Below are 19,513 nucleotides of genomic sequence, written 5' to 3' on the forward strand. Positions count from 1 at the left end.
AGAAACCATGAGCCGTGATGTCTATGTCACCGGGGTCGGCATGATCCCCTTCACCAAGCCGGGGGCGAACGCGCCGTACCCGGCGATGGCCGCCGAGGCCACGCGCCGGGCCCTGGCCGATGCCGGCCTGGGGTACGAACAGGTGCAGCAGGCCTATGTGGGCTATGTCTATGGCGATTCGACCGCCGGGCAGCGCGCCTTGTACGAGGTGGGCATGACGGGCATCCCCATCGTCAACGTCAACAACAACTGCTCCACGGGCTCCACCGCGCTGTTCCTGGCGCGCCAGGCCGTGGCCAGCGGCGCGGCGGACTGCGTGCTGGCGCTGGGCTTCGAGCACATGAGCCCGGGCGCTTTGGGCGCCATGTTCAACGACCGCCCCAGCCCCTTCGAGAACTTCGACAAGGCCACGGACGAACTGGTCGACCAGCCGGGCATCCCGCTGGCGCTGCGCTACTTCGGCGGCGCGGGCCTGGCCCACATGCAGCAGTATGGCACCGCGCTGCCCACCTTCGCCGAGATTCGCGCCAAGGCCAGCCGCCATGCGGCCAACAACCCGCTGGCGCTGTTCCGCAACGTGGTCACGGCCGATGAGGTGCTGGCCACCCCGGTGATGTGGCCCGGCGTCATGACCCGGCTCATGGCCTGCCCGCCCACCTGCGGCGCGGCGGCCGCCATCGTCTGCTCGGATGCCTTCGCCCAGCGCCATGGCCTCAGCCGCACGGTGCGCATCCGTGCCCAGGCCATGACCACCGACCGGCCCGAGACCTTCGGGGCGCGCGACATGCGCGAGGTGGTGGGCTTCAGCATGGCGCGCGAGGCCGCACGGCAGGTGTACGAGGCGGCCGGCATCGGCCCTGCGGATGTGCAGGTGGTCGAGCTGCACGATTGCTTTGCCCACAACGAACTGCTGAGCTACGAGTCGCTCGGCCTGTGTCCCGAGGGCGGCGCCGAGAAGTTCGTGCGCGATGGCAACAACACCTATGGCGGCAAGGTCGTCACCAACCCGTCTGGCGGCCTTTTGAGCAAGGGGCACCCGCTGGGCGCCACCGGGCTGGCGCAGTGCACCGAACTGGTCCAGCAGCTGCGCGGCACGGCCGAGAAGCGCCAGGTCGACGGTGCGCGGCTGGCGTTGCAGCACAACCTGGGCCTGGGTGGGGCTTGCGTGGTCACCCTGTATGAACGCGTCTGAACCAGGAGCCACGATGATCGACAAGAAGTGGATCGGCCATGAGCTGCAGGCCTCGATCCTGCCCATCGAGCGCACCCGGCTGCGCTTCTTCGCCAAGGCCATCGGCGAGACGGACCCGGTCTACACCGACACCCAGGCAGCGCGCGACGCGGGGTATGCGGACATCCCCGCCCCGCCGACCTTTCTGTTCGCGGCCGAGCTCGATTCGGGCGTGACCTACCGCCTGCTGGCGGACCTCGGAATTCCGTTTTCCAAGCTGCTCCATGGCGAGCAGGGTTTCGCGTACCACCGCCCGGCCTGCGCAGGCGACACGGTGACGGTGCGCTCGAAGATCACCGACGTCTACGACAAGAAGAACGGCGCGCTGGAGTTCGTCGTCAAGACCTCGCGCGCCACCAACCAGCAAGGCGAGCTCGTCGCCGAAATGCGCACCGTGCTGGTGTGCCGCCACTGACCTGCCATGACCACCACTATCACTTACGACGCCATCGAGGTAGGCAGCGAGCTGCCCGCGCTGGAGATTGCGCCCGTGGACCGCACCACGCTGTGCCTGTTTGCCGGCGCCTCGGGCGACCACAACGCCATCCACATCGACACCGACTTCGCCCGCAAGGCCGGCATGCCGGACGTGTTTGCCCAGGGCATGCTGGGCATGGCCTGGCTGGGCCGGCTGCTTACGCGCTGGGTACCGCAAAGCCAGTTGCGCCGCTTCGACGTGCGTTTTCAGGGCATCACGCACCTGGGCAACGCCATGCGCTGCACGGCGCGCGTGGTGGAAAAGCTCGAACGCAACGGCGAGCGCTGCCTGCGCCTGGAGATCCAGAGCAGCAACCAGTTCGGACAAAACAAGATCGTCGGCGAAGCGCTCATCGCGCTGCCTTGAGTCACACAGATCACACAGCACAGGACAACCCAGAATGACACCCAAACTCGAAGGCAAGGTCGCCCTCATCACTGGCTCGGGCCGCGGCATCGGCCGCTCCATCGCCCTCAAGCTCGCATCCGAAGGCGCACGCATCGTCGTCAACGACCTGGACATCGAACCCGCGCAGGAGACGGTCGACGCCATCCGCCAGGCGGGCGGCACGGCCACGGCCTGTGTGGGCAACGTGACGGCACCCGACTTTGCCGAGCGCTTCGTAGGCACGGCCGTGCAGGAGTACCAGGGCCTGGACATCCTCATCAACAACGCCGGCTACACCTGGGACAGCGTGGTGCAGAAGATGACCGACGAGCAGTGGTACGCCATGATCGACTGCCACCTCACGGCGCCGTTTCGCATCCTGCGTGCCGCGCAGCCCGTGATCCGCGCGCTCGGCAAGGCCGAGACCGACGCTGGCCGGCGCGTGGTGCGCAAGGTGGTCAACATCTCGTCGGTGGCCGGGCTGTTCGGCAATGCCGGCCAGACCAACTACGCCACGGCCAAGGCCGGCATCCTGGGCATGACCCAGACCCTGGCCAAGGAGTGGGGGCGCATGAACGTCACCGTCAACTGCGTGGCCTACGGCTTCATCAAGACCCGGCTGACCAGCAGCGCGGCCGACCAGGCCACGGCCCACATCGACGGGCGCGACATCAAGGTCGGCATCAACCCCGAGCTGATGGCGATGATGGAGCGCAGCATCCCGCTGGGCCGCGGCGGCACGCCCGAGGAGGCGGCGGGCGCCGTGTACCTGCTGTGCATCCCCGAGTCGGACTATGTCAGCGGCCAGACGCTCATGTGCAGCGGCGGCCTCACGGGGATCTGAGCCATGCTGCCGCAACTCTACCGCCACCGCTGGATGGACGACGAGATCGAGGCCTTTCGCGACCAGGTGCGCCGCTACATCGCCGGCGAGATGGTGCCGCACCTGGACGTCTGGCGCCGCCAGGGCTACATTCCGCGCGAGGTCTGGCAGCCCTTTGGCGGCATGGGCTTTCTGCTGCCCGAGCTGGCCGAGGCCTACCAGGGCGCGGGGGCCTCGCTGGCCTACCAGCTGGTGGTGCAGGACGAACTGGCACGGGCCGAGATGCCGGCGAACACGGCCGTGCATTCCATCGCCGCCCACTACCTCATGGACTACGGCACCGAGGCGCAAAAGCAGCGCTGGCTGCCGGGCCTGGCCAGCGGCGAGCTGCTGGCCGGCATCGCGCTGACCGAGCCCGGCTGCGGCTCGGACCTGAAGGCGCTGCGCACCCGCGCCCGCCGCGACGGGGATGACTACGTCATCGAGGGCGCCAAGACCTTCATCACCAACGGCTTCACGGCCAACCTGCTGGTGGTGGCCGTGCGCACCGGCGAGGCCGGCAGCCGCGGCGTGTCGCTGGTGGTGCTGGAAACCGAGGACCTGCCGGGCTTTCGCGTCGGCCGCCGCCTGGAAAAGCTCGGCCAGCATGCATCCGATACGGCCGAGCTGTTCTTCGACGGCGTGCGCATCCCTGCCGACCAGTTGCTCGGCGCCAGGGAAGGCGAGGGCTTCATCCAGCTCATGAGCCAGCTGCCCTACGAGCGCATGCTGCTGTGCGTACCGGCTGCCGCCGTGATCGAGCGCGCGGTGGAGCTCACCGTGGAGTACACCAAGCAGCGAAAGGCCTTCGGGCAGAGCGTGTTCGACTTTCAGAACACACGCTTCAAGCTGGCCGAATGTGCCACGCTGGCCCACGTGGCGCGCACTTTCGTCAATGACTGCACCCAGCGCATGCTGGACGGCATCCTGGACAACGAGGCTGCCTACATGGCCAAGCTGTGGTGCACCGAGCAGCAGGGCAGGGTGACCGACGAGTGCCTGCAGCTCTTCGGCGGTTACGGCTACATGGTCGAGTACCCGATTGCGCGCATGTACGCCGATGCGCGCATCCAGCGCATCTATGGCGGCACCAGCGAGATCATGAAGGACCTGATCGCGCGAAAGCTTGGCATGTCATGACAGGTTGTCGGGCCGCAATGGGGTGACCAGGGCTGCAGTCCGACAGAACAACGCGGCTTTATCCTACATTTCTTCACGTGGCAATAAATTAACTGCCAGAATTGGCGTACATTGCCAGCATGGGCTGCGTCCGCAGGTGGACTGACATGCCAACCGTGTACCACATCGTTGCTGCCGCCATGGACCCGCTTCTCGTCCGACTTTCCGACTCCGTCGTCCAGGCCAAGACGCTGGAAGAACTGACCCGCCCGCTGCTGGAGATGCTGGAGAAGGTCACGCGGCTCGAGTCCACCTACCTCACCACCATCGATTTCCAGCGCGCGCTGCAGCATGTGCTGTACTCGCGCAACACGCGCAAGATGGAGATCCCAGAGGGGCTGACCGTGCCCTGGGGCGACACCCTGTGCTACCGCGCCCTCAAGGAGGGCCGCATGTTCACCGCCGACGTGCAAGGCTGCTGGGGCGATTCGGAGGCTGCGGCCGCCCTGGGCATCCAGACCTACGTGAGCATGCCGGTGCGGCTGTCCGACGGCGCTATCTATGGCACGCTGTGCGCGGCCAGCGCCGAGCGCGCCGAGCTTCCGCCCGAGACCGAGAAGATGCTGCAGCTGTTTGCCGGCCTGATTGCCCAGCAGGTCGAGCGCGAGCAACTGCTGGGGGAGCTGCAACGCAAGAACGAGCAGCTCACCAACATGGCCTTGCTGGACCCGCTCACGGGTGTGCCCAACCGCCGCGCCCTGTTCGAGGAGCTGGAGCGGCTGCAGGCGCGCTCGCGGCGCTCGGGCAGCATGGTGATGGTGGCTTTTCTCGACCTCGACAGCTTCAAACAGGTCAACGACAGCCACGGCCACGAGGCCGGCGATGCCCTGCTGTGCACCATTGCCAACCAGCTGCGCGCTGCCATGCGCGAAAGCGACTTCCTGAGCCGTTTCGGCGGCGATGAGTTCGTGTTCGTCGGCCCGGGACCGCAGCGCGACCAGGACCCTGCCGAGGCCATCCGCAGCCTGCGCCAGCGCCTGCAGCAGGCCACGGTGTGCCGCATTCCGCTGGCCGGCAAGCGGACCCTGGAGTACCCGGGGGCCAGTGTCGGCGTGGTCTGCTCCGACCCCGGGCTGAACACGGCCGATGCGGCCATCCGCCATGCGGACGAGGCCATGTACCAGGCCAAGCACGAGCGCCGCCGCGCGCTGCAGCACTGATACGGATCTGCCTTCAACCGTCTGACGCGGTTGGTTCGCCTTGCCGTGCTACAGCACCGTCTGCGGCTCCCGCCTGGTGAAACGATCGAGGGCGAATCCGCAAGAGACCCGGCAGGGCCTTCCGGCTCAGCGGTCGTCCGCCGCGCAGTCGCCCACCGGGCGCACATTGGTCATGCACTGCGCGAAAGTGCGCGCCTTGGCCCACATCGCCGCATTGACCTCGTGGCCGGCGCCTGGCGCGACGTAGGTATAGAACGCTGCGGGCCTCTTGGTGCCGTCGGGAATGGCCGTCAGGATGCGGGCCCGGGCGCCAGACGCGCCGTAGCCCGAGCTGCCCAGCCCGACGGGCGGGAACAGCTGGTCGGCGCTGCCCGAGACCGCTGCGACGCGGATGGCCGCGCCGTTGACCCGGAAATCGTTGGGCTGTTCGTAGGTCGTGCCGGTGGCATTGCAGTCGTAGTCGCAGCCCCCGGCGAGCGCGATGGCGCCTTGCAGCCGGTGCTTGGTGGCCACCGTGAAGATGAGGTTGCTCGAGAACGAGGTGCCGGCCACGACGATGCGGCTGGTGTCGATGGGCAGGTTGCGCTCGGCGACGGCGGCCTTGATCGCCGCCAGGCCCAGCCCGAAGTCCGAACTGGCGATGTCGAAGGTCTCGTTCACGTTGGTGCGGACAATCAGCGGGCTGCTCCAGTTGTCGCACCCGCGGTACTCGAAGGTGGCGGCTGCCATGCCGGCGGCGCTGAACTGGTCCAGCCCGGCCGCGTCCTGCGCCACAGGCGCGGGCGGATTGCCGCTCGGGGCCCAGCCCGCCAGGCTGATCACCAGGGGCACCTTGGCCTGGGCCGTGGCACCGGCCGGAATCTTGAGGGTGATGGCCGCCTGGGGCAGGTTCGAGCAGGTAGCCACGACCCGGCCCTGCGCGGTGTACCAGTACTGGGTGTTCGGCTGGGGCGCATAGGCCAGCTGGAGCGTCTGGGCGTTGCCACCAGCGCCCGGGTTGCCAGCGGGTGGCGTGGCCGCCTCCAGCCCGAAGCGCCCGTCAGCGCCATAGCGCAGCAGCACGTTGGTGTAGACGTCGGACCCCACCGTCAGGCTGGGGATGCGCAACGCGCCATCGTTCAGGCTCAGGGTGGCCTGGGCGCTCGCGAGCGGGCTGTAGGCGGTGACCACGGCGGTGACGGCAAGCAGGCAGACATGCTTCATGGGACGACTCCAATGGGAAGAACAGGAAGAGGAGGGTCGGCACGGATGCATGCCGCCGCTCACGCACTGGTTGCCTGGAGTGCCGGCTGAGGCGATGGGTCGAGTCCAGGTGCACCAAGCTTAGTCCCCGGGCGACCGTGCAACAAGCCTTTTACCGCGCCGGGGTGTTAACTAGTTCTCGGTCCAGGCGGCGAAGTTCAGGTTTTCGGGGCCACCGGCAGGCGCGTTCCCTGCCACTCCCCGCTGGCGCACAGTTCGCGCACCACGTCCCCGATCAGCCGGAAGATCGCCCGCTTGGCATTGGTGGTGGGCAGGTGCACCGACAGGCACAGGCCGAGCGTGCGGTACATGGCGGGCGAGGCAATGCGGTGCGCGCGCAGGCGGCCCTCGCTGACCTCGCGCTGGGCCAGGCCCAGCGGCATGATGGTGGGCCCCAGGCCGGCCTCCACCGCGGCCTTCAGGGTGTAGACCGAATTGATCTCTGCGGCCACGCGCGCGGCCGGGTGCCCTGCGCTGCCCAGGGCCGCATCCACCAGCCAGCGCGTGCAGTGGCCGTGCGTGTTGGCGGGCCACACCAGCGGGCGGGCCAGGGCCTGCGCCAGGCTCACCTCGCCCGGCGGCAGGGCCTGCGGGTCCTGGGGCGATTCGAGAAAGACGAATTCCTCTTCGACCAGGGGCGTGAAAGTGGTGTCCTCCGATGGCATGGTGGGCGAGAAGATCGCCATGTCGACACGGCCGCGCAGCAACTGGTCGACCATGTTGCCGGTGAGCTCCTCGTTGAGGTGCAGCACCACCTCGGGGTAGCGGCGTGCGGCCGCGCGCATCAGCGGCAGCGCGATCATCGGCGAGACGCTCTGCGGCACGGCGGCCACGACGGTGCCGACGACAGAGTCGGCCGCCACGTGCACGGCGGCCTTGGCGTCCTGGACCTGCTTGGTGATGCCCTGGGCATACTCGTAGAACACCTTGCCGGCCTCGGTCATGGCCACGCCATTGCGCCCGCGCAGCAGCAGCTGGGTGCCCAGCTCGCCCTCGAGCTCGGTCATCTGCTTGCTCAGCGCCGACTGCGCCACATAGAGCTGCTGGGCCGCACGCGACAGGCTGCCGCAGTCCACAATGGCCACGAAATACTTGAACTGGCGCAATTCCATCGGCAAATCTCCGGCCGCCCCTCCGTGCAGGCCAGGGGCGGCAGGCCATTGTAGGGAGGGCGTGGCAGGCCGCCACGCCCCGGTGTCACTCCAGCGCGCAGTCGAAGCTGGCGGCTGCATTCACGTCGCCCGTGCCCTTGTAGCGCGGGTAGGCCGGGTGCTTGCACATCGGCCGCGCCATGGTGATGGCACCCGCGGCGTCGGTCTTGCGCAAGAGCAGCTTTTGCTGCGAGGCAGGCACACCGTGTTCCACCCAGGTGGCCATGGCCTGCAGCAGGTCCACCTTGTCGGGCCCCGGGCCGCCAAAGCAGTGGCCCACGCCCGGCGCCAGGAACAGCTCGACCGCCTCGTCGGCCTTGCGCTGGCCCAGGCTGGAGACCACCTGGTCGTAGTAGCGGATGGTGTCGTGCGCGCTCACCGAGGTGTCGGTCGTGCCGTTCCACAGGATCAGCTTGGCGCCGCGCGCGTGCAGCGGGGCCAGGTTGGGGTCGGTCGCACCGAACAGGCCGCCGACGGTGGTCATGCGGTCCAGCCACTGGTCGGGGTTCCAGGTGGCGGTGTCGAAGGACGCGTCGCGCGCGATGAAGGAGCGGATGAAGCCGTCCGAGAACAGGCCCTGCGTCGATGCGCCGGCAAGGCTCGCCTGCGGCCAGATGTACTCGCCCCAGCCCTTGGCCGAGTTCTCGCCGCCGAACGGATAACCCGGGTGCGACCAGGCACCATTGGCGGTCGCCACCGGCGAGGTGACGGCCTGCACCGTGGCGATCTGCGCGTCCGACAGGCAGCTGTCGCCGGTGTCGGCGCCGCCCGTGCAGCGCAGTGCCTTGGCGTCGAACTGGCAGGCGGCGGGCCGAGCGATGATGCTGTCGGCCAGGCCGTCGAGCCCGTCGCACTGCGCCAGCACCGCGTTGGCCAGCAGGTTCTGCTTGGCGGGGCTGAGCGCGCCGCCGAGGCCCTTGACCTGCCGGGCGATGCGGTTGAACTGCACGAACAGCCCCATCACGTTGCCGGCCGGTGCCCGCGCGACGATGCCGTCGAAGTCCTCGGGAAAGCGCTGGGCCTGCATGAGCGCATCGTGCCCGCCCATGGAGCAGCCCTCGAAGTAGCTGCGCGCGGGCGGCGTGCCGAAGAACTGGGCCATCACCTCCTTGCCGGGCGGCAGGGCGCGGTGCTCGGATTGCTGCGCAAAGTCGAGCAGCTTGGCGGCATCGAGCGCGAACTCGCCCTTGAAGTAGTTCAGGTCGCGCGGCGGCGGGTAGTCGTAGCCGCCGTTGGTGCCGATGGTCGCGTAGCGCTCGGTGAAGATGGATTCGCTGAACTGCGCCGCGGCTGCCGTGGGCATGGCGCCATCGAAGCCGCCGCCGCCCAGGAAGGCGAGCTTGCCGTTCCAGCCCGTGGTGGGCAACCGGGCCTCGAAGCGCAGGGCCGAGTCCTTGAAGCGGGCCGTGACCACGCAGTACTCGGGCTGGGGCGGCGCCGCGGCGGCCAGCTTGGCGTCGTCGATCACCACGCTGCCGTTGGCCAGGGTCTTGCCCTGCAGGGTGGCGCATTTCTCGGCCAGCGGCATGGCAGGCGCGCCGTCTCCGCCGCAGCCGGCCAGGGTGGCGAGTGCGGCCGCAGGCAGCAGCAGCCATTGCATCAGTTTCGTCATGGTGGATCTCCTCAGTGGGTGTGGCGGTCCGGCCCGGCCGCCGCGACGACCTTGCCGGGGTTGAAGATGTTGTGCGGGTCCAGCGCCTGCTTCACGGCGCGCATCAGCGCAACGCCCTGCGCGCCGTGCTCCTCGGCCAGGTAGTGCTGCTTGTGCAGGCCCACGCCGTGCTCGCCGGTGCAGGTGCCGCCATGGCGCAGCGCGCGCTGCACCAGGCGGTGGCTGAAGGCTTCGGCGGCGGCGTTCTCCTCGGCGCTGGCCGGGTCCACCAGCACCAGGCAGTGGAAATTGCCGTCCCCCACGTGGCCGAACACCGGCGCGATCAGGCCGTGCTCGGCCAGGTCGGCCTGGGTCTCTTCCATGCACTGCGCCAGCGCGGACAGGGGCACGCAGGCATCGGTGGTCAGGCTGCGGCTGCCGGGCTTGAGTTGCAGGCAGGCGAAGTAGGCATGGTGGCGCGGCGTCCACAGGCGCGAGCGCTCCTCGGGCAGGTGGGCCCACTCGAAGGCACCGCCGCCATGGCCGGCAGCGATCTCGCGCACGGTGTCCGACTGTTCGGCGATCTGCGCCTGGCTGCCGCAGAACTCCAGGAACAGCGTGGGGTGCTCGCTCAGCGTGGTGCGGCTGTGGGCGTTCACGGCGCGCAGGGTGAGCGCATCGAGCATCTCGGCGCGCGCCAGCGGCACGCCCATCTGGATCGACTCGATCACGCAGTCCACCGCGGCCCGCACGCTGGGGAAGTGCACCACCGCTGCGGCGCAGGCCTCGGGGTGCGGGTGCAGGCGCACCGTGGCCTCGGTGATCAGGCCCAGCGTGCCTTCCGACCCGCAGTACAGCTGCGTGAGGTTGTAGCCCGCCGCGCTCTTGCGTGCGCGTGAGGCGGTGCGCACCACCTCGCCGCTGGCGGTGACCACCGTCAGGCTCACCAGGTTGTCGCGCATGGTGCCGTAGCGCACGGTGTTGGTGCCGGATGCCGCGGTGGCCACCATGCCGCCGATGGAGGCGTCAGCCCCCGGGTCCACCGAAAAGAAGAAGCCGGTGCCCGCCAGCGCGGCATTGAGCTGCCCGCGCGTCACGCCCGCCTGCACCGTGGCCGTGAGATCGCCGGGGCGGATGGCGAGCACCTGGTTCATCTGCGAAAAGTCCACGCAGACGCCGCCCTCGACGGCCAGCAGGTGCCCCTCCACCGAGGAGCCCACGCCGAAGCCGATGATCGGCACGCGCTCGTGCGCGCAGGCCCGCACGACGAAGGCCACCTCCTCGCTGCTGTGCACGTAGACCACGGCATCGGGCGGCTGCGGCAGGTAGGCCGACTCGTCCGTGCCGTGCTGCAGCAGGACGGCCTGGCTGGTGCAGCAGCGCTCACCGAAGCGCTGGCGCAGGCGCGCGATCAGGTCGGGGGAGGGCGCGCGGCGTTGCGTGCGCGCAGGGGGACTCAGTTCCGCAAGCATGGGAAGTCTCTTTCTGAACAAAGGGGGAGGGCGCTGCAGGCAGCGCCGCAGGGTCAGCGCGTGGGGGTGGGCTTCTCGGGCCTGGCGAACAGCACCAGCACTGCGCCCACCACCAGCAGGGCGGCCAGCATGTGCAGGCCCGCGTCGGTGCTCTGGGTCGCGTCCTTGATCACGCCGATCAGGTAGGGCGCGGAAAAGCCCGAGAGGTTGCCGAAGGAATTGATGAAGGCAATGCCCGCCGCAGCCGCCGCACCGCCCAGAAAGGCCGTGGGCATGCCCCAGAAGACTGGCAGGGTGGCCATGATGCCCATGGTGGCCAGCGTGATGCCGGCCATGGCCCACACGGCGTTGCCATGGAAGGCCACGCTCAGCACCAGCCCGAGCGCGCCGACCACGGCGGCGATGGCGCTGTGCCAGCGGTATTCGAGCCGCCGGTCCGCACTGCGCGCCGCCAGGTACATGGCCACCACGCCGAAGGTCCAGGGGATGGCGCTGACCAGGCCGATGTCGAGTGCGCCCTGGACGCCCAGGGCCTTGATGATGCTGGGCAGCCAGAACGAGATGCCGTACAGCCCCGAGACGAAGGCGAAGTACACCAGCGCCAGCAGCCAGACGCGGGGATTGGACAGCACGGCCAGGATCTTCGGCTCGGGCTTGCCGGCATCCTCGGCCGCGATCTCGCGGGCGATCAGCGCGCGTTCGGTCGGGGTGAGCCAGCGCGCGTCCTTCACGCGGTCGTCGAGGTAGCGCCACACCACCAGGCCCAGCGCCACGGTGGGCAGGCCCTGCAGCAAAAACAGCCACTGCCACCCGGCCCAGCCGTTGGTGCCGCCCATGCCCTGCAGGATCCAGCCCGAGATCGGGCCGCCCAGGATGCCCGCGAACGGGATGGCGGCCAGGAACAGCGAGGTCGCCTTGCCGCGGCGTGCTGCGGGGTACCAGTAGGTGAGGTACAGGATGATGCCGGGAAAGAAACCCGCCTCGGCAGCACCCAGCAGGAAGCGGACCACGTAGAACGAGGTGGGCGAGCTGACGAACATGGTGCCCGCCGACAGCAGGCCCCAGGTGACCATGATGCGCGCGATCCAGCGGCGCGCGCCCACACGGTGCAGCACCACGTTGCTGGGCACCTCGAAGAGAAAGTAGCCCAGGAAGAAGATGCCTGCGCCCAGACCGTAGACCGCCTCGCTGAACTGCAGGTCGCCCTGCATCTGCAGCTTGGCGAAGCCCACGTTCACGCGGTCCAGGTAGGCCACGATGTAGCACAGGAAGAGCAGTGGCAGCAGGCGCCAGCCGACCTTGCGGTAGGTTGCGTCGGCTGCATCCGCTGTGTCGTCGAAGCGGCCCTCGTACGGCGGCGTCATTGCGGGGGAACCCATGGCTGTCTCGCTTTCGTTGTTGGTGTGGCGAGATGGTTGCACCGGTGCCGGCCTGCACCGCCGGGGGTTACTACGCAAAATTCATATGGATTGGCGAGCTTCGTATCTCTGAAAGAGATGGTCGCAAGGGCATGCCGGCACAGGGTCAGGCGGCAAACAGGGCCCGGTTCTCACGGAACACATCGAGCAGGTGCTGCACCACGGCGCGGATCGGGGCCGCATGCCGGTCCTGCCCGCGGATCAGCACGAAGATCTCGCGCGCCGGCGGCAGCGGTGCCAGCGGGCAGGGCTGCAGCTCGGGCACCTGCCGGCCGATGTAGTGCGGCAGCAGCGCAATGCCGGCCCCGGCCCGCGCAGCGGTGGCCTGCAGCACCTGGTTCTCGGCCCGGAAGGCAAAGCGCGCGCGGGGGAACTGCTGCACCAGCCAGTTCGACTCCGGCATGCCCGCATGCTGCTCGTCGAAGCTGATGAACACCGGCGGCAGGCCCTGTTCGACGTCCGCGCAGTGCTGGCGTGTGCCATAGAAGCCGAAGGCCATCTTGCCCGCAGGCCTGGCGATCAGATCGCCGTCGCCGGGCCGGCCCAGGCGCACGGCAATGTCGGCCTGGCGCCGGCTCAGGCTGATGGAATGCAGGTCCGTCGCCAGGTCGATGTCCAGCCCCGGATGGGCCACGGTGACCTTGGCCAGCTGCGCCGCCAGGAAGGCATGGGCCAGCGCCGGCGGTGCGTTGATGCGCACCAGCCCGCGCAGGTCCTCGCCTTCGCCATGCGCGGCCCGGGTCAGCGTCTGCGCCGCCGCTTCCATGCCGGTGGCCGCCTGCAATGCCACCTCGCCGGCCGGGGTCAGCACATAGCCGTCGGGGCGGCGCTCCACGAGCTTTTCGCCCATGCTGTGCTCCAGCGACTGGATGCGCCGGGCAATGGTCGCGTGGTTCACCTGCAGCGCCCGGGCCGCGGCCGACAGGCTGCGGTAGCGCCCCAATGCCAGGAAGACGCGCACGTCCTGCCAGTCGACCTCTGTGCGTTTTCTATCAGCCATTGCGCGAGGATAACGGCTACCGCTCCAGGGGGTGCGTCCCTACTCTACGGAGAGCGTCGGATCTCCCTTCGCAGTCGCTATCGACACCACCCCAAGGAGCCATTCATGAGTGAGAAAAGAGTCGCCATCGTCACCGGCGCATCGCAAGGCATCGGCGCAGCCATCGCTGCCGCCTACCGCCAACACGGCTACGCCGTGGTCGCCACCTCGCGCAGTATTCAACCCTCCACGGACCCGGATGTGCTTGCCGTGGCAGGCGATGTGCGCGATCGATCGGCCGCCGAGCGCCTGGTGGCCGCCGCGCTGGAGCGCTTTGGCCGCATCGACACGCTGGTCAACAACGCCGGCATCTTCCTGGGCAAGCCGTTCACCGAGTACACCGCCGAAGAGTTTGAGCGCGTGGTGGACGTGAACCTGGCCAGCTTCTTCCACACCACGCAGCTCGTGCTGCCGCACATGCTGCGCCAGGGCCGCGGCCACATCGTGCAGATCACCACCACGCTGGTGCACCAGGCGATTGCCGGCGCGCCCTCAGGCCTGGCCCTGCTGACCAAGGGCGGGCTGGACGCGGTGACCCGCGGCCTGGCCATCGAGTACGCGCAGACCGGCGTGCGCGTGAACGCAGTGGCCCCCGGCATCATCAAGACACCCATGCACGACCCGGCGGCGCACGGCGTGCTGGCCGGCATGCACCCCATGGGCCGCATGGGCGAGGTCTCCGAGGTGGCCGATGCCGTGATGTACCTGGAGAACGCCGCCTTCGTCACGGGCGAGACCCTCAACGTCGACGGCGGCCAGCACGCCGGCCGCTGGTGAGAGAGGAGGCGACGACCATGCCCTACGTCAACATCAAGGTCACGCGCGAGGGCACCGCGCCCGGCGCCAGCGCCACGACCCCCGAACAGAAGCGCGCCCTCATCCAGGGCGTCTCCGACCTCCTGTACGAGGTCATGGGCAAGCCGCAAGACTCCACCTTTGTGGTCATCGACGAGGTCGATCTCGACAACTGGGGCGTCGGCGGCCTGACCGTGCCCGAGTGGCGTGCGCGGTCCAAGGCGCAGCCGGGCTGACTTTGCTTGGCTGACTCGGGGAAGGCGCAGGGCCCCCGGAGGTCGCTGCCGGGGCAGGTGCATGCGGCCTGGGCAAGGCCGCGCAACCAAGAAAAAACCCCAAGCGGCGTGAGCCACTTGGGGTTGTATCTTTGGCGGAGAGGGCGGGATTCGAACCCGCGGTGGGGATTAGCCCACACACGCTTTCCAGGCGTGCGACTTAAACCGCTCATCCACCTCTCCGAAGCCTTCGATTATAGCCACAGGTTTGGGCTGTTTTGGGAAGTTGGGGCAGGGCGGGTCAAAAAAACGCTGCATTGCCCATGCGCTCCCTATCGGGTGGGTGCCGTCACACGGTTCGTTGTGTCGTCTGCACCATCTTCATGGCCGAGCCGATCAGGGCCGAGACCTCGGTCATGTTGCTGGGCACGATGAGGGTGGTGGTGGCATCGGCGGCCACCTTGCCGTAGGCCTCAACGGCCTTTTCGGCCACCTTGAGCTGCACGGCCTGCTCGCCGCCGGGCTGGCGGATCGCGGCGGCCACGCGCTCGATGGCCTGGGCGGTGGCTTCGGCCACGGCCATGATGGCTGCGGCCTCGCCCTGGGCGTTGTTGATCTGGGCCTGCTTTTCACCTTCGGAGCGCGCGATATAGGCTTCGCGCTCGCCGGTGGCGATGTTGATCTGCTCCTGGCGGCGGCCTTCGGAGGCGGCGATCAGCGCGCGCTTCTCGCGCTCGGCGGTGATCTGGGCCTGCATGGAACGCAGGATTTCGGCCGGAGGCGTCAGGTCCTTGATCTCATAGCGCAGCACCTTCACGCCCCAGTTCAGGGCCGCCTCGTCGATGGCCTGGACCACCTGGGCGTTGATGATGTCGCGCTCTTCAAAAGTCTTGTCCAGCTCGAGCTTGCCGATCACCGAGCGCAGCGAGGTCTGGGCCAGTTGCGTCACGGCCATGATGTAGTTGGACGAGCCGTAGCTGGCGCGCATCGGGTCGGTCACCTGGAAGTACAGGATGCCGTCCACCTGCAGCTGGGTGTTGTCGCGCGTGATGCAGACCTGGCTGGGCACGTCGAGCGGGATTTCCTTGAGGCTGTGCTTGTAGGCCACCTTGTCGATGAAGGGAATGATGGGCTTGAGCCCTGGGGCCAGCGTGCTGTGGTACTTGCCCAGCCGTTCCACCACCCAGGCGTTCTGCTGGGGCACCTGCTTGAAGGTGCGGATGATGAAGACCACCACGATGACAGCGATGACGAGTGCGATGTAGGTTTTGTCCATGGACGACTTTCAGTGTTCTTGCACGTACGTTGGGAGTTACATGGGGTCGACCAGCAGGCGGTTGCCTACCAGCTCGGCGACCCGGTGCATGCCGGTGGACGGGGTAACGCCCGGGCGGTGGATGGCCGTCCACATGGCGCCCCGGTATTTCACGGTGGCGGTGCCGTCGGGGTTCCAGCCCTCGATGAGGATGGTTTCACCCACGTCCATGTTCACGCTGCGGTCTGCGCGGGGGGATGGATCTCCCGGGCGCCTGCGCTTGGTAAAGTGCCAGGCCACCACGGCCGCGCCGCCTACCAGGGCCGCGACGGTGATCTGCAAAGCTGTGGACAGGCCTATGTGCGCGGCCAGCGCAGCGGCCACCAGGCCCACCGCCATCATGAGCAGGTAGAACGTGCCCGTGAGCATTTCTGCCACCACCACGATCCCCGCCGCCAGCCACCAGATGGTGGATTCCTCCATACCGACTCCTCCTCATGTTGTTTGTTGTTCGGATCCTAGACAACCTGTGTGTCGGTTGTTCTTAATCCACCACATTCTGGGTCAAAAGACCCCCAGTTCAAAGGCCCGACAAGGTTATTCCTTACACTTCGCGCCTATTTCGTTTTTTGGCCGGCAGGGCACGGTTTCACGGAGGCTGCGCATGAAGTTTCGTTTTCCCATCATCATCATCGACGAGGACTATCGTTCCGAGAACACCTCGGGCCTGGGCATCCGCGCCCTGGCGCAGGCCATCGAGGCCGAGGGTTTCGAGGTGGTGGGCGTCACCAGCTACGGTGATCTGTCGCAGTTCGCGCAGCAGCAAAGCCGCGCCAGCGCGTTCATCCTGTCCATCGACGACGAGGAATTCACCGTGGGCGAGGGGCTCGACCCCATCGTGCTGAGCCTGCGCAACTTCATCGGCGAGGTGCGTCGCAAGAACACCGAGGTGCCGATCTACGTGCACGGCGAGACCAAGACCAGCCGCCACCTGCCCAACGACATCCTGCGCGAGCTGCACGGCTTCATCCACATGTTCGAGGACACCCCCGAATTCGTGGCGCGCCACATCATCCGCGAGGCCAAGAGCTACCTGGAGAGCGTGCAGCCGCCGTTCTTCAAGGCACTGCTGGACTACGCCGAAGACGGCTCCTACAGCTGGCACTGCCCCGGCCACTCGGGCGGCGTGGCCTTCCTGAAAAGCCCCGTGGGCCAGATGTACCACCAGTTCTACGGCGAGAACATGCTGCGCGCCGACGTCTGCAACGCGGTCGAGGAACTCGGCCAGCTGCTGGACCACAACGGCGCCATCGGCGAGAGCGAGCGCAACGCCGCACGCATCTTCAATGCCGACCACTGCTTCTTCGTCACCAACGGCACCAGCACGTCGAACAAGATGGTCTGGCACCACACCGTGGCCCCGGGCGACGTGGTGGTGGTGGACCGCAACTGCCACAAGTCCATCCTGCACAGCATCATCATGACCGGGGCCATCCCGGTGTTCATGAAGCCCACGCGCAACCACTTCGGCATCATCGGCCCGATCCCGCAAAGCGAGTTCGAGCCCGAGGCCATCCAGGCCAAGATCCGCGCCAACCCGCTGCTCAAGGGCGTGGACGCCAAGAAGGTCAAGCCGCGCGTGCTGACGCTCACGCAATCGACCTACGACGGCGTCCTCTACAACACCGAGACCATCAAGGGCATGCTCGATGGCTACGTGGACAACCTGCACTTCGACGAGGCCTGGCTGCCGCACGCCGCCTTCCACCCGTTCTATGGCACCTACCACGCCATGGGCAAGAAGCGCACGCGCCCCAAGCACTCGGTGACCTACGCCACGCAGTCCATCCACAAGCTGCTGGCCGGCATCAGCCAGGCCAGCCACGTGCTGGTGCAGGACTCGCAGACCGCCAAGCTGGACCGCCACCTCTTCAACGAGGCCTACCTGATGCACACCAGCACCAGCCCGCAGTACAGCATCATCGCCAGCTGCGACGTGGCCGCCGCGATGATGGAGCCGCCCGGCGGCACCGCGCTGGTGGAGGAGAGCATCCTGGAGGCGCTGGACTTCCGCCGCGCCATGCGCCAGATCGAGGACGATTTCGGCAAGAACGACTGGTGGTTCAAGGTCTGGGGCCCGGACAAGCTGGTGGACGAAGGCATCGGTCGCGCCGAGGACTGGATCATCCGCAGCGACGCCAAGGGCAAGAAGGCCGGCACCAAGTGGCATGGCTTCGGCCAGCTGGCCGACGGCTTCAACATGCTGGACCCGATCAAGTCGACCATCGTCACGCCCGGCCTGAACCTGGACGGCAAGTTCGACAAGAAGGGCATCCCTGCATCCATCGTCACCAAGTACCTGGCCGAGCACGGCGTGGTGGTCGAGAAGACCGGCCTGTACAGCTTCTTCGTGATGTTCACCATCGGCATCACCAAGGGCCGCTGGAACACGCTGCTCACTGCGCTGCAGCAGTTCAAGGACGACTACGAGAAGAACCAGCCCATGTGGCGCATCCTTCCCGAGTTCTGCCAGCAGCACAAGCGCTACGAGCGCATGGGCCTGCAGGACCTGTGCCAGCACGTGCACGAGATGTACGCCAAGTACGACATCGCGCGCCTGACGACCGAGATGTACCTGTCGGACCTGACGCCCGCCATGAAGCCCTCGGACGCGTACGCGCATATCGCGCACCGCAAGACCGACCGCGTGGAGATCGACCAGCTGGAAGGCCGCATCACTGTGGGCCTGGTCACGCCGTACCCACCGGGCATTCCGCTGTTGATCCCCGGCGAGGTGTTCAACAAGAAGATCGTGGACTACCTCAAGTTCGCCCGTGAATTCGCCAAACTGTGCCCGGGATTCGAGACCGACATCCACGGCCTGGTCGAGGTGGAGGACGAGAACGGCCACGTGCGCTACTACGCCGACTGCGTGGCCGAGGAAGTGCCGGCCGACAAGCCCGCCAAGAAGAACCCCAAGCCCCTGGCCACGGCCAAGAACCTGGTGCAGGTGGGCTCGGACGGGCCTTTCGGCCGCAAGGTCTAGTAACCCTGTGTACAGGCCCAGGCTGTGTGGCAGCCGGGCCTGGCAACACCGACCGCTGCGCACCAACTTGCGCAGCCCCATCGCCCCGAGGCCCAGGCCTGCGGGGCTTTTTTTGTTATTTGCGGTTTTTGTCCTGCCGCTGCATCCGATGCCTTGCCACCCCCGTATTGATAGACAGCCGCGTGGCATTCCTCACGCGGTCACCGACAGACATTTGTTCATTCAGTTGCTCCGTCCATCCATCGATTCAGGAGATTCTCATGACCCGTATCCGCTTCAATGCCCGCCTCGCTTCCATCGGCCTGGCCGCCGCCCTGGTTGCTGCCGCAGCCACCCCGGCCCTGGCTGCCGACGTCATGGTGGGCGGTGCGCCCATGCTGGCAAGCAAGGACATCATCGACAACGCCGTGAACTCCAAGGACCACACCACGCTGGTGGCTGCGGTCAAGGCCGCCGGCCTGGTCGACACCCTGAAGGGCCCAGGCCCGTTCACCGTGTTCGCACCCACCAATGCCGCGTTTGCTGCGCTGCCCGCAGGCACTGTGGACACCTTGCTCAAGCCCGAGAACAAGGCCACGCTGACCACGGTGCTGACTTACCACGTGGTGGCGGGCAAGTGGGATGCGGCGGCCTTGTCGAAGATGATTGCCGATGGCAAGGGCATGGCCAGCATCAAGACGGTGGCGGGTGGCATGCTCACGGCCAAGGCCAGTGGCAAGACCATCATGCTGACCGATGAAAAGGGTGGCACGGCGAATGTGACGATTGCGGATGTGTACCAGTCCAATGGGGTGATCCACGTGGTCGACAAGGTGCTGCTGCCCAAGTAATCACTGCTGGTAGGTGCTGAAGAGTGGTCGCGGCCTTTTGGGTTTGCGGCCATTTTTCTTTGTTGCTTCGTGGTTGTTGTGCTGGTGGTGTGCCTGTGTTGAGGGCGGAGGCCGGGATGTGCGCCCGGCGGCGCACCCACCTTCTTTTGCGTCGCCAAAAGA

The 19,513-nt window shown here is 67.5% G+C and carries 18 protein-coding genes and 1 tRNA gene; 10 read left to right on the plus strand and 9 right to left on the minus strand.

The window, feature by feature from the left end; genetic code table 11:
• The first annotated feature begins 7 nt into the window (after nt 1–7).
• From PMI14_RS29380 to PMI14_RS29405, 6 genes are all read left to right on the plus strand, one after another.
• Nucleotides 8–1,192 (plus strand): lipid-transfer protein, encoded by a 1,185-nt coding sequence (locus PMI14_RS29380; protein ID WP_007860557.1) that lies wholly within the window; start codon nt 8–10, stop codon nt 1,190–1,192.
• Nucleotides 1,193–1,205: 13 nt separating this feature from the next.
• The gene (locus PMI14_RS29385; protein ID WP_007860558.1) at nt 1,206–1,646 is read left to right on the plus strand and encodes a MaoC family dehydratase N-terminal domain-containing protein; all 441 of its coding nucleotides are present in this window, start codon (nt 1,206–1,208) and stop codon (nt 1,644–1,646) included.
• Between the two features lie 6 nt (nt 1,647–1,652).
• Nucleotides 1,653–2,075: a MaoC family dehydratase gene (locus PMI14_RS29390; RefSeq protein ID WP_007860559.1), complete on the plus strand. Its 423-nt coding sequence runs from the start codon at nt 1,653–1,655 to the stop codon at nt 2,073–2,075.
• A 34-nt stretch (nt 2,076–2,109) separates the two neighbouring features.
• A complete protein-coding gene (locus PMI14_RS29395) occupies nt 2,110–2,940 on the plus strand; it encodes an SDR family NAD(P)-dependent oxidoreductase (protein ID WP_007860560.1) in 831 nt (276 codons plus the stop codon).
• Between the two features lie 3 nt (nt 2,941–2,943).
• Complete coding sequence (locus tag PMI14_RS29400; protein ID WP_007860561.1) at nt 2,944–4,098, plus strand: acyl-CoA dehydrogenase family protein; 1,155 nt, start codon at nt 2,944–2,946, stop codon at nt 4,096–4,098.
• 179 nt (nt 4,099–4,277) lie between these two features.
• Entirely contained in the window at nt 4,278–5,297 is a 1,020-nt protein-coding gene (locus PMI14_RS29405; RefSeq protein ID WP_035206294.1) for a sensor domain-containing diguanylate cyclase, read from the plus strand.
• Nucleotides 5,298–5,423: 126 nt separating this feature from the next.
• On the opposite strand, the gene PMI14_RS29410 is transcribed toward PMI14_RS29405, so the two are convergent.
• The 6 genes from PMI14_RS29410 to PMI14_RS29435 all read right to left on the minus strand — a co-directional run bounded on the left by PMI14_RS29410 (nt 5,424) and on the right by PMI14_RS29435 (nt 13,171).
• Nucleotides 5,424–6,500, minus strand: a complete 1,077-nt coding sequence (locus PMI14_RS29410; RefSeq protein ID WP_007860565.1) for a hypothetical protein — start codon at nt 6,498–6,500, stop codon at nt 5,424–5,426.
• Nucleotides 6,501–6,697: 197 nt separating this feature from the next.
• Complete coding sequence (locus PMI14_RS29415) at nt 6,698–7,651, minus strand: LysR substrate-binding domain-containing protein (protein WP_007860567.1); 954 nt, start codon at nt 7,649–7,651, stop codon at nt 6,698–6,700.
• 85 nt (nt 7,652–7,736) lie between these two features.
• The gene (locus PMI14_RS29420) at nt 7,737–9,302 is read right to left on the minus strand and encodes a tannase/feruloyl esterase family alpha/beta hydrolase (protein ID WP_007860568.1); all 1,566 of its coding nucleotides are present in this window, start codon (nt 9,300–9,302) and stop codon (nt 7,737–7,739) included.
• An 11-nt stretch (nt 9,303–9,313) separates the two neighbouring features.
• Nucleotides 9,314–10,753, minus strand: a complete 1,440-nt coding sequence (locus PMI14_RS29425) for an FAD-binding oxidoreductase (RefSeq protein WP_007860570.1) — start codon at nt 10,751–10,753, stop codon at nt 9,314–9,316.
• Nucleotides 10,754–10,806: 53 nt separating this feature from the next.
• Complete coding sequence (locus PMI14_RS29430) at nt 10,807–12,132, minus strand: MFS transporter (RefSeq protein ID WP_007860572.1); 1,326 nt, start codon at nt 12,130–12,132, stop codon at nt 10,807–10,809.
• Nucleotides 12,133–12,277: 145 nt separating this feature from the next.
• Nucleotides 12,278–13,171, minus strand: a complete 894-nt coding sequence (locus PMI14_RS29435; protein WP_007860574.1) for a LysR family transcriptional regulator — start codon at nt 13,169–13,171, stop codon at nt 12,278–12,280.
• Nucleotides 13,172–13,276: 105 nt separating this feature from the next.
• Between PMI14_RS29435 and PMI14_RS29440 the strand changes: the two genes are divergently transcribed.
• Nucleotides 13,277–13,987 (plus strand): SDR family NAD(P)-dependent oxidoreductase, encoded by a 711-nt coding sequence (locus PMI14_RS29440; RefSeq protein WP_007860576.1) that lies wholly within the window; start codon nt 13,277–13,279, stop codon nt 13,985–13,987.
• A gap of 17 nt (nt 13,988–14,004) precedes the next feature.
• Entirely contained in the window at nt 14,005–14,241 is a 237-nt protein-coding gene (locus PMI14_RS29445; protein WP_007860577.1) for a 4-oxalocrotonate tautomerase family protein, read from the plus strand.
• Nucleotides 14,242–14,373: 132 nt separating this feature from the next.
• Here the strand turns inward: PMI14_RS29445 and PMI14_RS29450 are convergent.
• From PMI14_RS29450 to PMI14_RS29460, 3 genes are all read right to left on the minus strand, one after another.
• Nucleotides 14,374–14,463: transfer RNA gene (locus PMI14_RS29450), tRNA-Ser, on the minus strand.
• Nucleotides 14,464–14,569: 106 nt separating this feature from the next.
• Nucleotides 14,570–15,496 (minus strand): SPFH domain-containing protein, encoded by a 927-nt coding sequence (locus tag PMI14_RS29455; RefSeq protein WP_007860578.1) that lies wholly within the window; start codon nt 15,494–15,496, stop codon nt 14,570–14,572.
• A 36-nt stretch (nt 15,497–15,532) separates the two neighbouring features.
• Nucleotides 15,533–15,958: an NfeD family protein gene (locus PMI14_RS29460; RefSeq protein ID WP_007860579.1), complete on the minus strand. Its 426-nt coding sequence runs from the start codon at nt 15,956–15,958 to the stop codon at nt 15,533–15,535.
• A gap of 181 nt (nt 15,959–16,139) precedes the next feature.
• Here PMI14_RS29460 and PMI14_RS29465 point away from each other — a divergent pair, with 181 nt between their 5' ends.
• Nucleotides 16,140–18,521 (plus strand): arginine/lysine/ornithine decarboxylase, encoded by a 2,382-nt coding sequence (locus PMI14_RS29465; RefSeq protein ID WP_007860580.1) that lies wholly within the window; start codon nt 16,140–16,142, stop codon nt 18,519–18,521.
• A gap of 260 nt (nt 18,522–18,781) precedes the next feature.
• Nucleotides 18,782–19,351 carry a fasciclin domain-containing protein gene (locus PMI14_RS29470; RefSeq protein ID WP_007860581.1) on the plus strand — a complete coding sequence of 190 codons (570 nt, stop codon included), beginning with the start codon at nt 18,782–18,784 and terminating at the stop codon, nt 19,349–19,351.
• Nucleotides 19,352–19,513 lie beyond the last annotated feature (162 nt).

The organism is Acidovorax sp. CF316 (assembly GCF_000276605.1).
Classification (GTDB): domain Bacteria; phylum Pseudomonadota; class Gammaproteobacteria; order Burkholderiales; family Burkholderiaceae_C; genus Acidovorax.